The 16,360-nt window shown below is 69.7% G+C and carries 17 protein-coding genes; 13 read left to right on the top strand and 4 right to left on the bottom strand.

All coding sequences use genetic code 11. The features are described 5' to 3' along the window. The first annotated feature begins 67 nt into the window (after nucleotides 1-67). From Pka01_RS08430 to Pka01_RS08415, 4 genes are all read left to right on the top strand, one after another. Nucleotides 68-1,546 (top strand): LVIVD repeat-containing protein, encoded by a 1,479-nt coding sequence (locus Pka01_RS08430; protein WP_203882064.1) that lies wholly within the window; start codon nucleotides 68-70, stop codon nucleotides 1,544-1,546. 276 nt (nucleotides 1,547-1,822) lie between these two features. Beyond that, on the top strand, nucleotides 1,823-3,622 hold the full coding sequence (locus Pka01_RS08425) for a copper resistance CopC/CopD family protein (protein WP_203882063.1): 1,800 nt from the start codon (nucleotides 1,823-1,825) through the stop codon (nucleotides 3,620-3,622). 16 nt (nucleotides 3,623-3,638) lie between these two features. Next, entirely contained in the window at nucleotides 3,639-4,391 is a 753-nt protein-coding gene (locus Pka01_RS08420) for a hypothetical protein (protein WP_203882062.1), read from the top strand. A 67-nt stretch (nucleotides 4,392-4,458) separates the two neighbouring features. Beyond that, on the top strand, nucleotides 4,459-5,361 hold the full coding sequence (locus Pka01_RS08415; protein ID WP_203882061.1) for a YcnI family copper-binding membrane protein: 903 nt from the start codon (nucleotides 4,459-4,461) through the stop codon (nucleotides 5,359-5,361). A 177-nt stretch (nucleotides 5,362-5,538) separates the two neighbouring features. Here the strand turns inward: Pka01_RS08415 and Pka01_RS08410 are convergent, their stop codons facing one another. Further along, a complete protein-coding gene (locus tag Pka01_RS08410) occupies nucleotides 5,539-6,414 on the bottom strand; it encodes a LysR family transcriptional regulator (RefSeq protein ID WP_203882060.1) in 876 nt (291 codons plus the stop codon). Nucleotides 6,415-6,494: 80 nt separating this feature from the next. Here Pka01_RS08410 and Pka01_RS08405 point away from each other — a divergent pair, with 80 nt between their 5' ends. Both Pka01_RS08405 and Pka01_RS08400 read left to right on the top strand, forming a co-directional pair. Next, nucleotides 6,495-7,004, top strand: coding sequence for a cupin domain-containing protein (locus Pka01_RS08405; RefSeq protein WP_203882059.1), 510 nt, complete (start codon nucleotides 6,495-6,497; stop codon nucleotides 7,002-7,004). A gap of 52 nt (nucleotides 7,005-7,056) precedes the next feature. Beyond that, nucleotides 7,057-7,419, top strand: coding sequence for a DoxX family protein (locus Pka01_RS08400; RefSeq protein WP_203882058.1), 363 nt, complete (start codon nucleotides 7,057-7,059; stop codon nucleotides 7,417-7,419). A gap of 204 nt (nucleotides 7,420-7,623) precedes the next feature. On the opposite strand, the gene Pka01_RS08395 is transcribed toward Pka01_RS08400, so the two are convergent. Further along, the gene (locus Pka01_RS08395) at nucleotides 7,624-8,343 is read right to left on the bottom strand and encodes an SDR family NAD(P)-dependent oxidoreductase (RefSeq protein WP_203882057.1); all 720 of its coding nucleotides are present in this window, start codon (nucleotides 8,341-8,343) and stop codon (nucleotides 7,624-7,626) included. Nucleotides 8,344-8,528: 185 nt separating this feature from the next. Between Pka01_RS08395 and Pka01_RS08390 the strand changes: the two genes are divergently transcribed. Then, a complete protein-coding gene (locus Pka01_RS08390; protein ID WP_203882056.1) occupies nucleotides 8,529-9,134 on the top strand; it encodes a TetR/AcrR family transcriptional regulator in 606 nt (201 codons plus the stop codon). Between the two features lie 21 nt (nucleotides 9,135-9,155). On the opposite strand, the gene Pka01_RS08385 is transcribed toward Pka01_RS08390, so the two are convergent. Then, nucleotides 9,156-9,389 carry an MmyB family transcriptional regulator gene (locus Pka01_RS08385; RefSeq protein ID WP_203882327.1) on the bottom strand — a complete coding sequence of 78 codons (234 nt, stop codon included), beginning with the start codon at nucleotides 9,387-9,389 and terminating at the stop codon, nucleotides 9,156-9,158. A 225-nt stretch (nucleotides 9,390-9,614) separates the two neighbouring features. Here Pka01_RS08385 and Pka01_RS08380 point away from each other — a divergent pair, with 225 nt between their 5' ends. The 3 genes from Pka01_RS08380 to Pka01_RS08370 are packed head-to-tail and all read left to right on the top strand — an operon-like array spanning nucleotide 9,615 to nucleotide 12,023. Beyond that, nucleotides 9,615-10,391: an SDR family NAD(P)-dependent oxidoreductase gene (locus tag Pka01_RS08380; RefSeq protein WP_203882055.1), complete on the top strand. Its 777-nt coding sequence runs from the start codon at nucleotides 9,615-9,617 to the stop codon at nucleotides 10,389-10,391. 19 nt (nucleotides 10,392-10,410) lie between these two features. Further along, nucleotides 10,411-11,103 carry a deoxyribose-phosphate aldolase gene (gene deoC, locus Pka01_RS08375; protein ID WP_203882054.1) on the top strand — a complete coding sequence of 231 codons (693 nt, stop codon included), beginning with the start codon at nucleotides 10,411-10,413 and terminating at the stop codon, nucleotides 11,101-11,103. Beyond that, nucleotides 11,100-12,023 carry an ROK family protein gene (locus tag Pka01_RS08370; protein WP_203882053.1) on the top strand — a complete coding sequence of 308 codons (924 nt, stop codon included), beginning with the start codon at nucleotides 11,100-11,102 and terminating at the stop codon, nucleotides 12,021-12,023. The genes deoC and Pka01_RS08370 overlap by 4 nt, the downstream gene beginning before the upstream one ends. Before the next feature lie 94 nt (nucleotides 12,024-12,117). On the opposite strand, the gene Pka01_RS08365 is transcribed toward Pka01_RS08370, so the two are convergent. After that, on the bottom strand, nucleotides 12,118-12,870 hold the full coding sequence (locus Pka01_RS08365; RefSeq protein ID WP_203882052.1) for a GntR family transcriptional regulator: 753 nt from the start codon (nucleotides 12,868-12,870) through the stop codon (nucleotides 12,118-12,120). A gap of 88 nt (nucleotides 12,871-12,958) precedes the next feature. Here Pka01_RS08365 and Pka01_RS08360 point away from each other — a divergent pair, with 88 nt between their 5' ends. From Pka01_RS08360 to Pka01_RS08350, 3 genes are all read left to right on the top strand, one after another. Then, the gene (locus Pka01_RS08360; RefSeq protein WP_203882051.1) at nucleotides 12,959-13,750 is read left to right on the top strand and encodes a sugar isomerase domain-containing protein; all 792 of its coding nucleotides are present in this window, start codon (nucleotides 12,959-12,961) and stop codon (nucleotides 13,748-13,750) included. Nucleotides 13,751-13,811: 61 nt separating this feature from the next. Beyond that, nucleotides 13,812-14,879, top strand: coding sequence for an ABC transporter substrate-binding protein (locus Pka01_RS08355; RefSeq protein WP_203882050.1), 1,068 nt, complete (start codon nucleotides 13,812-13,814; stop codon nucleotides 14,877-14,879). Further along, complete coding sequence (locus Pka01_RS08350; RefSeq protein WP_203882049.1) at nucleotides 14,879-16,360, top strand: sugar ABC transporter ATP-binding protein; 1,482 nt, start codon at nucleotides 14,879-14,881, stop codon at nucleotides 16,358-16,360. Before Pka01_RS08355 ends, Pka01_RS08350 begins: the two co-directional genes overlap by 1 nt.

Genomic DNA, 16,360 nt, shown 5'->3' with positions numbered 1-16,360 from the left:
CGTGTCAGGTGTGATCTTCGGCCGCGCGGTTATCCAACTGCACTGCCGGCCCCTAAGGGAGGGTCTGGTGAAAGCAAAATCCCTCGTGGCGGGTGCTGTCGCTCTGGCAACGGCTGCGGCACTGCAGCTGTCCGGAGCCGGCTCAGCATTCGCAGACAAGCCGTCCGACCCGAGTCCGTCCAGCAACTCCGCTCATGGCGGTCCGGTCATCGACGACGTGCACAACGTTCCGACGACCGCCGTCGCAGGCAACGTCACGTTCATCGACAACGTCAAGGGCGTCAGCGGCTACTCGGGTCTGAACTTCATTCACTACAACAAGTACGGCTACGACTTCATGTTCGCCAACGGCACCGGCGGCCTGGCCGTCTGGTCGCTGAAGGACCCCAAGCACCCGGCCCTGATCTCCAAGATCACGGCGGCGGAGCTGCGCCGGCCGGGGGACACCCAGGACAGGTTCTGGGAAGGCGAGAACATGACCGTCGACCCGAAGCGCAAGCTGGTCTTCCTCAGCCGGGACCCGCGCGGCTTCGGCGGCACCGTCTCCACCGGTCAGTCCGGCGTCTACATCGTCGACGTCAAGAACCCGTGGAAGCCCGAGACCGTCATCTTCCAACCGGTCCCGGCCGGACACACGGCCACCTGCATCAACGACTGCACGTACCTGTGGTCGGTCGGTCCCGCCAACACCGGCACGCCGGGCCAGGATCCATCCTGGAAGGGCGTGCCGATCCGGGTTACCGACATCCGCGACATCAAACACCCGCGCACCTTCGACGGGGCGCTCGACCTCGGCCGGTTCGACGGGACCACGGACTACGTGCACAGCGTCGACGTCGACAAGAACGGTGTCGCCTGGGTCTCCGGTGAGGGCGGCGTACGCGGCTACTGGACCAAGGGCAGGCACTACGACCCGGTGCAGAAGCGCAAGCGGGTCGCGACGGCGTACGACCCGGTGCCGTACGCGGGCGGCACTGTCGTCCCCACCAACCCGGCGGGCACCGCCTTCTTCGACTTCTTCGACCACAACGCCTACCACAACACCGAGAAGCTCGGCTCCTTTGACAAGGGCGAGCTGCTCTACATCACCAACGAGAACATCACGGCCTGCTCCCAGGCGGGCGAGTTCAAGATCGCCTCGTTGAAGGGCAGCTACGACGGCGAGAGCTGGCGGTCCACGCCGGAGAAGCCGTTCCGGCTGAACCTGATCAGCCACTGGTCGCCGTGGGGCAAGGAGGGGTCGGCCACCACCGGTAGCTGCTCCGCGCACTGGTTCACGGTGAACGGCAACATCGTCGCGCAGGCGTGGTACGGCCAGGGCACCCGCTTCCTCGACGTGTCGGATCCCAAGAACCCGACCCAGGTCGGCTACTTCCGGGTGCCGGCGGGGGAGGGCGTGACCGGCGGCTCGGCGTCGGCCGCCTACTGGCACAACGGGTTGGTCTATGTCGCGGACTACAACCGGGGCGTCGACGTGCTCCGGTTCGACGGCAAGCTGGCCGGAAAGCCGGACAAGAAGATCTGCTGGAACTCGTGCGACAAGTGACCGTCTGAGTCGAAAGCCCCGGCCCGAGCGTGGCGACGTTGCGCTCGGGCCGTCTTTCGGTGGCGACGGCCATGGAGGTAGGACGGGCGTGGAGGTAGACGGTGGGACGCCGAGGTGCCATGCGCGCGGTCGCGCGGGACCGGTGGTGAGCGATCTGCTCGGTGCCTGCTCCGCCTCCGCTGAGGGCAGAGGCGCCCCGAGGCCGCGCGGTGAGATCACGTTTGGGGTGTCGGGCCCTCTCTCCGGCGACGGCACGCTGCCTACGGACCAGCTCGGATGACAGGCGGTGTGCACCTCGCGGGCCGTAGCCGGGCCCGGCTGATCACGCGGCTGGCGGTGGTCGCGATCCTCGTGGCGTGCGGCCTGGTCGCGGATCTCGTCTCCGACGCGGTCACGCGTCCGGCGTACGCGCACGCCTACCTGATACAGAGCTCGCCGGTGGACGGCCAGGTGCTCCACTCGCCTCCGGCCGACGTCAGGCTCACCTTCAATGAGGCGGTGAGCTTCAACCAGCGGTCGTTCCAGCTGCTCGACGTGACCGGGAAGAAGCTGGCGATCGGTGCTCCCGGTTACGTGGACGGGAAGGCCAACACGGCGCGGGTGAGCCTTCCGGCGAGTTTGGTGGAGGGAACCTACGTCCTTGCCTGGCGGATCACGTCCGCGGACTCGCACGTGGTGTCGGGGGCGTTCAGCTTCAGCATCGGCCGCCCGAGCACGCTGGCCGCCCCGGTGGAGGAGGATGTCAGCCCTGCCGTTCCCGTCGTCGACGCCGTCGGCCGCGCCCTTGCGTTTCTCGGTCTGGCCCTCGCCCTCGGTGGTGCACTGTTCGTCGCCGTGCTCTGGCCCGCCGGCCGCGACGACCGCCGCGGGCGGGGCATCGTGTGGTCCGGCTTCGCCGCCTTGACCGCGGGCACCGTGGTCGTACTGCTCGTACAGGGGCCGTACGCCGCGGGCACGTCGCTGTCCGGGGTGTTCGACCCTGAGCTGCTCAGCGCGACGCTGTCCACGCGGCTGGGTCACGCGCTGTCGGTGCGGCTGTTGATCGTGCTCGTTCTTGGTGTGGCCTTCTGGATGGCTGTACGCCCCTCCTCGTCCCTGGCTGACGTCCGGACGGACGGCGCCAGGACGCCTGGCGCTGGGACGGCCGGCGTCGGGGCCGCCTGCGCCGTCGCCCTGCCGTTCACCTGGACGCTGGCGGATCACGCACAGACTGGCGTGCAGACCTGGCTGGCCGTACCCGCGACCAGCCTGCACCTGCTCGCCATGGCTCTGTGGCTGGGCGGCCTGATCACGCTGGCGGCCTGCGTGCTTCTCCCAAGGAGGGGGCGGGAGCCCGCCGGCGCCATCTCCCTGGAACCCGCGCTCCCGAGGTTTTCCACGCTCGCGCAGATCTGCTTCGCGGTGATCGCGGTGACGGGCGTGTATCTGGCCTGGCGGCAGGTGGGAACGTTGGGTGCGCTCGGCGGGACCGGCTTCGGGCAGCTGCTTCTCGGCAAGCTCGCCGCCGTCCTCGCCGTGGTGGGTCTTGCCGCAGGAGCGCGGCGGTTCGTGCGGCGGCGCGGTCGCGACCCCCTCGGCCTCGACGCCGCCCCTTACACCGCGGTGCGCCGGCTGCGCCGCTCGGTCGCGGGTGAGGTCGTGCTCGGGGTCGCCGTCGTGTCGATCACGGCCGTCCTGGTCAACACCGCCCCGGCCCGCACCAGCTACGCGCCGCCGGTGCATGCCACAGTCCCCATTCCCACCGGCGTCGCGGACGCGGCCGGCCCAGCCGCCGGGCTGGGGGGCGGCTCGCTCGAGGTGAAGATCGAGCCCGCGAAGCTGGGAAGCAACGTGGTCGACATCTACATCACCGGGCGGAACGGCTCGTTGGTCGCGGTACCCGAGGTCTCGGGCGCGCTCGAGCCGCGCGACCGCAGCGTCCCGGCGCTGCCCGTCAAGGTCTCCGCGGCCGAACCCGGCCACTACGTGGCGAACTCGATGTCCATCCCCTACCCGGGGGAGTGGGTCCTGCGGCTGGACATCCGAGTCTCCGACTTCGACGAGACACCCGTGCGTGTCCCGTTCACGGCACGCTGAAAGGCTGGTAACACACATGCGAGGCGCTGACAGGAAGGCATCCCGGCTCCGGGCGACCATGACCGCTGCCGGCGTGATCGCCCTCTGCGTCCTGGCGGGCTGCTCCAACGGGGCTCCGCAGCCGCTGACCAAGCCGCCCTACACCGTGAAGTCAATCCGGTCCGGCCTCGTCAGCCCCGGTGACCTGGGAAAGGGCGCCACCGAGTTCGCGGACACCGACCACGCCTCGCACGTCATCTACACACCCCCGAACAGCATCCCGACCTGTCCGTACGTCCAGCGCTCGGAGGACGCCAAGGTCGACGTGCAGCCGGCGATCGAGCCGGTGGGTGGGAACCCGACCGGGCGGTTCATCGTCGGCCCGCAGCGCGTGGGGCCGTCGTCGCTTCCGGTCGTCACCCAGGGCGCAGTGGTCTTCCAGAGCCCCTCGCTCGCCGACGGCACGATGGACACCGTCGTGGCCGAGTCCGCCAAGTGTCCGGAGGCGTTCAGCGTGCTCGGCGGACCGCCGTCCGTCGTGGGCGCTTACAAGGTCGGCAGCCGGCCGATCGAGATGGATGGGTGGAAGGGGTTCGCCCAGCATCTCGTGCACACCTCGCCCCCAGAGATGAACACGGACACCTACGACGATCTGGTCACCGTCGTTGTCCACAAGGCCAACGCCATCATTTACGTCGGCTACGCGCAGATCAAGGCGGTAGGCCAGCGTGCCGACACCGACGAGAAGGTCAAGGCGTTGATGACGACGACGCTGGCCCGCCTCGGTTAGCGATCTTCCATGAAGATCACCTAGTGACGGTCGAAGAACAGTGAGAGTCTTACCTGCTGGAGGAGCGTTGAGCGCTAGAGCCCCCCTGACGGGCACTGCCGTACCCGTCACGGCGCCCGCGCTGCGGATGGGGAACCTGGGCCCGGCACACGCGGGCACGTCGCCCGGTCCGGTCAGCTCCGACACGGTCGGGGCCGCCGAGGCCGAGGCGGCCAGTGCCCGGCCGTCTGACATGCCCCGGAGAGTGCGTATGCTGCGCCGCGCCGTACGTGGCCTTGTAACCGTGGGGGTGGCGGCCTGCCTGGTCGGCGTCATGCAGGCGGTGGCGTTCGCGCACGTGACGGTGAGCCCGGAGACGGCCACCCGGGGCGGCTACGCCGCCTTGACGTTCCGCGTCCCCAACGAACGTGACGACGCGAGCACCACCGAGATCGAGGTTCAGCTTCCGACCGACTCCCCGCTGGCTTCGGTCTCGGTGAAGCCACATCCCGGCTGGTCGTACGAGATCACGAAGACCAAGCTGGCCACGCCGATCGAGGTGCACGGCGCCCAGATCAGCGAGGTCATCGGAAAGATCACCTGGACCGCGGCGGATTCGAAGTCAGCGATCAAGCCGGGTGAGTACGACGAGTTCTCCGTGAGCGCCGGACCGCTGCCCGAGACCGACCGTCTGGTGTTCAAGACGCTCCAGCACTACAGCGATGGCGAGGTGGTGCGCTGGATCCAGGAGCCGGCCTCCGGCGCCGACGAGCCGGAGCGGCCTGCGCCGATGCTCCGGCTCGTGCCCAAGGGGGACACGGCATCATCCCCGTCGACGGGCACCGCCCGGGCGGCTCTGGCCGCGGGTAGCACGTCTGAGACCGGGTCGGGCGCGGGAGTTCCGTGGGCGATCGGGCTGTCCGTGGCCTCGCTGGTGATCTCCCTCGCGTGCGCGGCGACGATGGCCGTGCGGTCGCGCCGGACGCGATAGCGCCTGCTCCTGCGGGAGTCACGCCGGCGGCAGAAGCGGCTCCAGCACGGCCCACTGATCATCTTATGGAGTGCAGTGGGCTGTCGGGCTTCTCCCCGGCGGGGGCTCACCGTCGTTCCGCGACCTGGCCGTCAACGGCCGCCGCCCCCGCCCGAAGAGCGAGCACCCGGATCTCGGTCACGCCGCGCCGCTGGTGGGTGCTCCGTCCTGGTAGGCGGCGATCGCGGTTCGGACGAACGAGCGGATCAGCGGATTCGTGTCGCCCTCGTTCCACGCCACCACCACACGGCTCGGCGGCATGTCGATCAGCGGCACCACGGCGAGCCCGTCCGCCTGCTCATGGTCCAGGAGAGTCATGCCGACCGTGCCGTTCCAGAGAACGGCTTGCCGGCACTCCTGGACGGCACGCACCACCGGCCCCTCCCGGGGCGCCCCGCCGTTCCAGTACGACTGCCAGACGGGGTCGGTGCCCTCCGGGAACAGGAACCAGCGGCGGTCGGCCAGATCGGCCAGCTTCACGCTGTCCCGCCCGGCCAGCGGATCGTCCGCGCGCACCAGCGCGCCCACCGGGTCGGCGCGCAACTCCCGCACGGTCAGGCCCGTCTCGTCGAACGGCCCGCGGGTCAGGGCGACGTCGACCAGTCCGGCGTGCAGCCCGCAGGTGGGATCGGTCAGGTCGGTCTCGCGGATGCGGACCTCGACCTGCGGGTGCAGACGGCGGTAGGCGTCGGCCAGCCGGGTCGCACCCGGGTCGGCGGTGTCCCCCAGGAAACCCACCGTGATGACCGCGGTGCCGGCCGCCGCGGCCACGCGTACGCGCAACCGGTCGGCCTGGTCGAGCAGGGCCCGCGCCTCGTCCAGCAGCACGGCCCCCACCGGAGTGAGCGCGACTCCGGCGGGCGAGCGGTCGAACAGCGCGGCACCGACCTCGGTCTCCAACTGCTTGATCGCCCGGCTCAGCGGCGGCTGACTCATGTGCAGCCGGGCGGCGGCCCGGCCGAAGTGAAGTTCATCGGCAACCGCCACGAAATAGCGCAGCGTGCGTAGCTCCATGGTGCGACGATACCCGTACGGTATCGGCGGCACAGAACAGATCTTGGACAGGCGCAGTGCACTGACAGTGAGATCGAGACATGACCGACCAACCGAAGACCAGTGAGCCGACCGCCGACCCCGTCGTATCGGTGGTCAGCCCGGGCGGCGGCGAAACGATCGTCCTGGGCACCACGCAACTGCGCGTCCTCGAAGACGGCAGCAACACCGGGCACCGCCTCGGAATCGCCGAATCCGTCCTCGCGCCGCACACGCCCGGACCGCCGCAGCACCGCCACGCCCAGCACGACGAGGGCTTCTACATCATCTCCGGCGCGGTGCGGTTCACGGTCGGCGACAAGGACTACGACGCGACGGCGGGCACGCTCGTGATGGTCCCGCCCGGAGCCCCGCACACCTTCGCCAACGTGACCGACGAACCGGCCGTCATGCTCAGCACGTTCACGCCCGATTTCTACGTGCAGTACTTCCGCGACCTGGAGGACATGATCGCCGGTGGCCGGGCGATGACCCCGCAGGCGAACATCCAGGCGATGCGCCGCTACGCCACCGAGCCCGCCACCGACTTCGCCCGGAAGCCGGAGGCATGATGCCGCCCGTCTTCTCCGGGCCGCCTGCGCACGGCACCCGTGGATGGGCACCGTGAACGTCGCGTATTGGATCGTCGCCGGACTGCTCGCCCTCTTCTACCTCTACGCGGGTGGGCTGAAGGTGGCCCGGAGCCGTGAACGGCTCCGGCCGATGATGGCCTGGGTGGACGACACGCCGATGCCGGCCGTCAGGGCCATCGGCGTGATCGAGGTACTCGGCGCGATCGGGCTGCTCCTCCCGCCGCTGACCCACATCGCCTCCTGGCTGGCCCTGGCCGCAGCCATCGGCTTCGTGGTCCTCCAGATCGGTGCGACCACCCTGCACCTGAGCCGCGGGGACCGCCAGATCGCCCTCAACATCACCCTCCTCCTCGCCGCGGCCCTCACTGTCTGGCCGGCGACGACATGGCTGTGAACAGGTGGAGGCAACGAAAACGACCGTATCGCCGAATGGACATGAACTCCCACCTCGAACTGGCCACCGTTCCCGGCCCCTGTAGTGCACCCGTGGCACCCACTGCCCAGCCGGTGGGCGCGACGGCAGGCTCGGTCTGAAAACCCCGGCGGAGCGTCAGAAGCTCACGAGGGTGCTGATCGGCTTGGGGCCGCCGCCCATCACCTACATGGGGCGGGCGTGGACGCCGGTGCCGCCGGAGACGATCAGATTGTCGCCCGTTATGTAGCTGGCGCCGTCGGATGCGAGGAAGGCGACGGCTTCGGCGATGTCGGCAGGGGCTCCGACGCGGCCGAGGGGAACGCTTTCCCCCCAGGAGGAGATCGTGTCCGGGGAGATACCCATCTTGCTGTACGCGGGGGTGCTGATCAGGCCGGGACTTACCGCGTTGACGCGGATGCGGCGGGGGGCGAGTTCGATGGCCAGGGAGCGCACGAGAGGCAGCAGAGCCCCCTTGGAAGCGGTCATGGCGGCGCCGAGTCCCTCGCCGGCGCCGACGGTGAACACCACGGACGCGCCTTCGTTCAGTAGGGGGAGCGCCTTTTGAAGTGTGAAGAAGTTGCCCTTGACGTTGATGTTGAACAGGGCGTCGAAGGCGGCCTCGTCGGTGGACTCGATCGAAAGGCCGGGACGAGGGAGGCCCGCGTTGAGGTAGAGCAGGTCGAGCGAGCCCAGGTGCTCGCGCGCCTGGTCCACGGCCCGGTCGATGTCGGTCAGGGAGCTGATGTCGGCCTCGACGGCGATGACGTCTGCGGGAAGGCCGGCGTCATCGAGGTCGTCGAGGCCGGTGACCATGACGCGATAGCCGCGCGAGTGGAGCAGTTCTGCGGTGGCCTTGCCGATCCCGCTGGTTCCGCCGGTGATGAGTGCTGTCTTTGTTGTCACGGTTGTTCTCCTTGCTGATTTGCGCGGGGGCGCCTCCAGCCCTGTCGCCATAGGCAGAGAGGAACTGAGAGGCACAGCGCCGATGCAGGCGCCCGGTCTCACGTCCTGACAGCGTACGCCGGGTTGGCAGTGACTGCCAAACTGTCTGTAAGCGTCAGATTGGCAGGCCGCGCTAAGCTGATGACGTGACGCAGGGAACACAAGGCAAAGGGGCGACCACGTCCACACTGTGGGATCGCACGCGACAGCTGGCCACCGAAGAGATCCTCCAAACCGCGTTGCGCCTGTTCACGCTGCAGGGCTACGACGAGACGACCATCGCGCAGATCGCCCGGGAGGCCGGCGTCTCCCAGCGCACCCTCTTCCGTTACTTCGGCACCAAGGAAGACCTCATCGGCGGCAGCGAGGAGCAGTTCGTCACCCTTCTGACGGAAACCGTCCGCAAGCAGCCGGCCGATGCCGGCGCCTGGGAGGCGTTGCGTGCCGCATTCAAGGCCGCGCTCTCCCTCCATACAAGTCCCGAGCAGGCGCTGGAGCGCTTCCGCTTGGTGCACCACACCGACTCGCTACGCGCCGCCTATCTTGGGAAGCGCGTGCGCTGCCAGGAGCAGCTACTGCCAGTGCTCGAAGCCAAACTGGCCCCCTCGGGGACGGACAGAGGGCAAGCCCGTGCCATCGTTGCGACAGCGTTCGCGTGCTTCGATGCCGCCACTGCGACGTGGCTCGAGGGCAACGGGCAGGGCGACATTCTTGACCTGTACGACCAGGGCCTGGCTGCGGTACGCGGCTAGCGTTCTCACCCCACGACGGCATCAGTGACTGCGGCGTCGGGTCGCGGTCATCGTTGCGAGCAGGGCCAGGGACTGCTCGTCCGGTGAGCCGGGCCGGGCGTGGAGGACGGTGAGCACCTGGCCGTCCTCTACCGGCATCGCGTGGAAGCGGAGGCTGATCACGCCCAGCTCCGGGTGTCGGAAGCTCTTCGCGCCCGCCGTGGTGGTGCGGACGTCGTGGCGGGCCCACAGTTCCCGGAACTCCTGGCTGTGCAGCGACTGGCTCGCCCTGAAGCCTTCGTCGAGGTCGAAGCGACAGCCGTGTCACTTAACCGATGGGAACGCCAACGGTGTCCTGGCCGCTGTCGGCAGGCCAGGCCACCTGGGTCTCCAGCGGCACCACCGAGACTCAGCCGGCGTAGGCGTCGGTCGATCGGCTTGTATATACATAGCTCGATAGATGTAGACGAAGTAGAACAAAGTGTCCTAGCCTTTTGGCTGATGTCAGCTCAACACGATCCGCCCGGGCCGCTGCGATGCCTGGTGACAGGGGCGACCGGCATCGGGGCGGCCGTCGCGCTCCGGCTTGCGGATCTCGGCCACCGGGTGTTCGTCGTCTCCCTGGACCCGGACGAGTGCCGGCCGCTGGTCGCCCTGCTCGGCGATCAGGCGGCGGGCTTCTCCGCCGCGGACCTGCGTGATGAGAGTGCGGCCGTCGCCGCCTTCACGGCTGCCGATGAAGCCCTAGGTGGAGTGGATCTTGTGGTGGCGGTGGCGGGCGGGAGTGGTCGCGGATTCGGTGACGGGCCGCTCCACGAGGTCACCCTTCAGGCCTGGGAGGAGACGCTGCGGCTGAATCTGACTACGGCGTTCCTGACCGCGCGTGAGTCGGTGAGGCGGCTTCGTCGTACCGGGGGTTCGCTGGTGCTTGTCGGCAGTGTGCTCGCCGCGCGCCCTTCGCCGGAACTGTTCGGGACCCAGGCCTACGCCACCGCGAAGGCGGGCATTGCCGGCCTGGTCACCACCCTGGCCGCGATGTACGTCAACGATGGCGTCCGCGTGAACGCGGTCGCGCCTGGCCTGGTCCGTACGCCGATGGCGCGGCGGGCCGCGAGCGACCCGATGATCCAGGAGTACGCCCGCCGCAAGCAGCCCCTTGCGGCCGGGATGATCGAGCCCGGCACGGTGGCTGAGGCCGTCTGCGCGATCGGGCTGGCCGAGTGCGTGACCGGCCAGGTGCTCGCTGTGGACGGCGGGTGGTCGGTGACTGAGGCCTGATGACGACCGAGGAGATCCTGTGACGGCGACGGTTCGCGGCTACACCTACGCGCAGGTGGCCAAGATGATCGATCACTCACTCCTGCGCCCTGAGTTGACGCTCGCCGAGGTGGGGGAGGGGTGCCGGGTCGCGGGGGCGTACGACGTGGCGTCGGTGTGCTGCCGCCCGGCCGACGTGCCCTTCGTGACCGGGCTGCTGTCGGGCGGTTCCGTGGCGGTCGGGACGGTGGTCGGCTTCCCACACGGCGCCAACACCACGGCGGTCAAGGCGTTCGAGGCGCGGCGGGCGCGCGAAGACGGCGCCACCGAGTTCGACATGGTGCTCAACATCGGCTGGCTTCGGTCGGGAGAACTCGCAAGGGTGCAGGAGGACGTCGCCGCCGTGGTCGAGGCCGCAGAAGGCGGGATCGTCAAGGTCATCCTGGAGAACGCCTATCTCACCGACGAGCAGAAGGTGGCCGCCTGCAAGACAGTGGAGGCGGCCGGCGCGCACTATGTCAAGACTTCCACCGGGTTCGCCCCATCGGGCGCGACCCTGCCGGATCTGCGGCTGATGGCCACATCGGTGTCGCCCAATGTGAAGGTGAAGGCCGCTCACGGGGTGCGGACGCTGGACGCGCTGCTCGACGTCATGGACACGGGCGCCACCCGCTGCGGGGCCACCGCCACGGCGGCCATCCTCGACGACTTCCGCGAGCGGGACCGGTCGTGACGGCCGTCCGCTACGCAGGTCTCGACCTGGGCGGCACGAACATCAAAGCCGTCGTGGTCGAGCGGGAGTCGGACGGCGAGATCCGGGTGCTGTCCCGCGGCTCGCACCTCACTCATGGCCGCGAGGGTGCGGACGCGGTGGTGAAGCGGGTGGCGGGCCTGGCTCGCGCAACGGCCGGCGAGTATGGCGTGGCGGGGGTGGGGGTGGGCATCCCCGGGCTGTTCGACCCGGCCTCGGGATGTGCGCGGCTGATCCCGAACATTCCCGGTGAGTGGGTCGGCAGGCCGCTGCGCGGGCCCGTGGAGACGGCGGCGGGGCGGCCGGTGGCGCTGATCAACGACGCCAGGGCCTTCGCGCTGGCGGAGTCGCGGCTCGGCGCCGCCCACGGCCTGGGCACGGTCGTGTGCGTGACGCTCGGCACGGGCATGGGTGGCGGCGTCGTCATCGGCGGGCGACTGCACATGGGCGCCGGCACTGCCGGCGAGATCGGACACCAGGTGCTCCAGGCTGACGGGCCACCCTGTGGCTGCGGAAACCGCGGCTGCGCCGAGGCGCTGGTGGGCTCGGCCGCCGTGCTCCGCATGTCAGGGCGGCCGAGCGTGGAGGAGGTGTACGAGGCGGCGCGCATGGGGGACGAGCGCGCGACGCGGACCGTCGACCACGTGATCCGCTGGCTCACCGTCGCGCTGGTCAACGCCCATGCCCTGCTCGCGCCCGACGCCTTCGTGGTCGGCGGGGGCATCGCGGCCGCCGGCCGAGCGCTCTTCGGCCCGTTGGAGCGTGAGGTGCGCGACCACGTCACACTCGGCAGGCCGGAGGACGTACGCGTGCTTCCCGCCGCTCTGGGCACCTACGCGGGCGCACTCGGCGCGGCCCTCGCGGTGATGGAGCAGGGCAAGGACCGCGCGCCCACGCGGTGACGGACACCCTGAGGGTCGCGGCCTCTCGCTCTCATTGAGCACGGCGAACCCCGCGCGGCACCTGGCCGCGCGGTCCCTGGCCGTGACGGGCCGGTCAGGTGGGCGTGGCGGCCGTCAGCGTTCCCGAACCGGTGGCGGCGAACGTCGCGTCGATCACGTAGCGCTCGGCGACGTAGGCGGTCTCGGTGTGCTCGAAGGGCCGGTGGTCCTGGTCGTAAATGATGCGCCGCTCGACGAGCAGCGCTCCGCGCGACGTCATGTCGAGCATCCGCACCTCGGCAGGGGTGGCCACGCGGGCGCCGATCCAGCTTCTGGCCAGCGCCGGGGTCCAGCCGCGCCGATGAAGGTACTCGTGCAGGGAACCGCTCTCCAGGTCCTCGGCGAGGACACCGGCGCATTCCGCCGGCAGCGCCACGTGCTCGACGGCGAGCGGCACGCCGTCGGCGAGTCGGATCCGGGAGATCGCGACGACCCGCGACGCCTCGGGCAGCCTGAGCGCCTCGATCTCGCCGGCCGTCGCCGACCGGAGTCTCGCGTCGAGTAGTTGCGAGGACGCCACCACGCCCCGGCGCCGCATGTCGTCGGTGAAGCTCATCAGCGTGCTCTCGCGGCGGTGCAGCGGGCGCTGCGCGATGTAGCTGCCGGCGCCGCGCCGCCGGCTGATCAAGCCTTCCTGTGCGAGGTTCTGCATCGCCTGACGCGCCGTCATGCGGCTCACCCCGAAGCGCTGGGCGAGGTCGGACTCGGACGGCAGTGCGTCCCCCGGGGCCCCACGCAGCACGAGGTCGCGTAGCCAGCGCTCGATCTCTTGGTAGCGGGCCTCGTGCGACTCGTCCTGGTTGTTCACGACTCTCTTGACCTCCCTGGTCTCCGAGCATAGAGTACCGGCCACATTAGATATCTAGACAACTTCACATATATGTATGGAGTTTTGGATGCCGGTAGGTAAGGTGGCCGGAGCCTGGGCCACCGAGGCGTGGGCACTGCTCGAACGGCTGATGCGGGATGAGGGGGAGCGCATCTCGCAGGCCTCGCAGTGGTGCGCGGACGCCATCGCCGCAGGCGGGTTGGTCCATCTCTTCGGCACGGGGCATTCACGGATCGCCGTGGAGGAGATGTTCCCGCGCTACGGCTCCTACCCCGGCTTCCACCCGATCGTCGAACTGTCGATGACGAACCACACGCAGATCGTCGGCGCCAACGGGCAACGCCAGGCCATGTTCATCGAGCGCGTCTCGGGTCTCGCCGAGGCGATACTTGCCAACTTCCACCTGGCCGCCGACGACCTGATGATCGTCTTCAGCAACAGTGGCGTGACCGCCGTGCCGATCGAGATGGCCATGGGCGCGCGCGCCCGCGGGGTGAAGGTGATCGCCGTGACCTCGGTGGAGCACTCCCGCGCCTCGGACTCCGGTCATCCGAGTGGCGACCGCCTGCTCGACCACGCCGACCTCGTCATCGACCTTCACGTCCCCGTCGGTGACGCTCTGGTGGACCTGGAGGGGATGGACACCCCGGTCGGGCCGGGCTCCACGCTCGCCGCCGTGACCGTGGTCAACGAGATGAAGGTGCAGACCGCGCAGTTCCTCCTGGAGCGAGGGATCACCATGCCGGTCATCACGTCGGCGGCCGTCGTCGGCCATGAGCGATCAAGGGAGTTGTTCGAGGCCGCCTACCAAGAGCACGGACGACGCGCCGCCCATGTATTAGCCGGACACCCGATGTGACAGACCGTCCGCCGGGTGGCGGGCGGGGGAGAGAAGGGAAGTGGGTCGGATGAAGCCGAGTATGACCCGCGTCGGCGCCCTCGCCGGCGGTATCACATTGCTGGCCTCGCTCGCCGCGTGCGGTGGCGGCGGTGACACCACCACACCCGGAGGCGCCGCCACCGGCCAGGGCCAGCAGCAGAGCTCATTCGTCATCGGCGTGAGCAACACGCTGGTCGGCAACGGCTGGCGGGAGGAGATGATCTGCTCCGTCAAGGCGGAGTCCCTGGCCAGCGGCAAGGTCAGCAAGGTCATCGTGGCCAACCGGAACGGCGGTCCCACCGAGCAGATCGCCGACCTGCGGCAGCTCATCTCGCAGGGGGTGAACGCGATCATCGTCAACCCCTCCGATCCCGACAAGCTCAACCCCGTGATCAAGCAGGCCAAGGACAGGGGAATCGTCGTGGTCGCGGTCGACCAGGCCGTCTCGGCGCCCGAGGCTCTGGTCGTCGCCAACGATCAGGTCGCGTACGGGCGCCTCGGCGGCGAATGGCTCGCCAAGACGCTCGAGGGCAAGGGCAACGTGGTCGAGATGCGCGGCATCGCCGGCGCCCCCGCCGACAACGACCGGCACAAGGGCTTCACCGAGGCGCTGTCGAAGTATCCCGACATCAAGATCGTCAAGGAGGTCTTCACCGGCTGGGACTACTCCAAGGGCGGCCAGCAGGCGCTCGACCTGCTGAACTCCTCGACGGCGGTCGACGGGATCTGGACGTCCGGCATCGACTACACCGTGGTCAACGCCTTCAAGACGCTCGGCAAGCCGTACGCCCCAGTGGTCGGCGCGGACAACAACGAGTTCATCAACCAGATCAAGAGCGTCGACGGCTTCACCGGCGCCGCGGTGACCAACCCGGCGGCAATCGGAGGCGTGGGCACCGCGGTGGCCCTCGACGCGCTGTCGGGCGAGCAGGTGCCGCGCGAGACCTTCCTCACCCCTGAGGTGTGGGACCTGGCGACCTCGAAGGACAAGCTGGACGCCAACTACTTCCCGGACAGGGAGGCGACCTTCAGCGCCCGGGTCACCGTCGAGCCCCACACCAGCTACACCCCCGAGCAGTTGTTCGCATGCAAGGGCCCCGGTGAGTGATGGGGGAGACGCGCGAGGCGCTGCGTACCCGGGCCGTCGCCAAGCGGTACGGCCCGGTCGTGGCGCTGCGTTCGGTGGATCTCTCCGTACGGCCGGGTGAAATCCACGCCCTGCTCGGCGCGAACGGTGCCGGGAAGAGCACGCTGGTGAAGATCCTCACCGGCGTGCTCGCTCCCGATTCGGGCGAGATCGAGGTGGGCGGCCGGCCGGTGGCCTTCAGGTCACCGGCCGACGCGCGGCGTCACGGGGTGACGCCGGTGTTCCAGGACCCGGCGCTGCTTCCGGACCTGACCGTCGCCGAGAACCTGCGCCTGACCGGGACCGGCGCCGCCGACGTGCTCGAGCGGCTGCGCGAGATGGACCTCACGCCGCCCGACTTCCGTACGCCGGCCGGAGAGCTGCCGTTGCCGTTGCTGCGCATGCTCGACCTGGCCCGCGCGCTCGCCCACCGGCCCGCGCTGCTGGTCCTCGACGAGATCACAGCCGCGCTGCCGAGCGACTACGCCGAGCGGGTGTTCGCCGTGATGCGCCGCACTCGTGAGGCCGGCGGCTCGGTCCTGTTCATCACGCACCGCCTGCTGGAGGTGCAGGAGGTCTGCGACCGGGCGACCGTACTGCGCGACGGGCGCGACGTCGACACGCACGTCGTGGCCGAGGGCGGCGAGGATCGCATCGTGGCCGCCATGCTCGGGGACAAGGCCGTCGGGGCCGTCCCGGCCGCAGGGTCCACGGCCGCCCGGCCAACCGGCGAGAAGCTGCTCGAGGTCACCGACCTCGGCGACGGCGGCCGGCTCAAAGACGTCTCCTTCGCCCTGCACGCCGGAGAGGTGCTCGGGGTCGTCGCTCTGGAGGGCCAGGGGCAGGACGAGCTGTTCGAGCTGCTCGCGGGCGACCGGCGGGCCGCTTCCGGCGAGGTGGCCGTCCGGGGGCGCCGGCTGGCCGGCCGCCATCCCCGCGAGGCCGTACGGCACGGCGTGGCGCTGGTGCCGTCGGATCGGCAGGAAGCCCTGTTGCCGATGCGCTCGGTCCGCGAGAACCTCGCCCTCCCGTTGTCCGGGCGGCGCTGGGGGCCGATCCGGCTGAACGAGGAACGTCGGAAGGTGGGGGCGGTCATCGAGCGGCTGGAGATCGACACGCGGGCGCAGGACGAGGTCAGGAGGCTGTCCGGCGGCAATCAGCAGAAGGTCGCCATTGGCCGCTGGCTGGTCGGCGGCTTCGACGTGCTGCTCTGCTTCGATCTCACCCGCGGTATCGACGTCGGCACCAAGCACCAGATCTATGCCCTGCTTCGCAGCATCGCCGAGGACGGGCGGGGGGTGCTGATGTTCACCAGCGAGCTGCGGGAGGTGCCGATGGTGTGCGATCGGGCGCTGGTGATGTACGGCGGGCGTGTGGCGGGCGAACTTCCCGCCGCCGAGGCCGACGAGGGGATGCTGCTCAACGCGGCACACGGGCTGACCCGGGCCGAGGAGGTGGGCTGA

This window comes from Planotetraspora kaengkrachanensis, assembly GCF_016862895.1.
GTDB lineage: Bacteria > Actinomycetota > Actinomycetes > Streptosporangiales > Streptosporangiaceae > Planotetraspora > Planotetraspora kaengkrachanensis.
The sequence above is the reverse complement of the archived record's forward strand: the minus strand, read 5'-3'. Positions and strand labels throughout refer to the sequence as shown.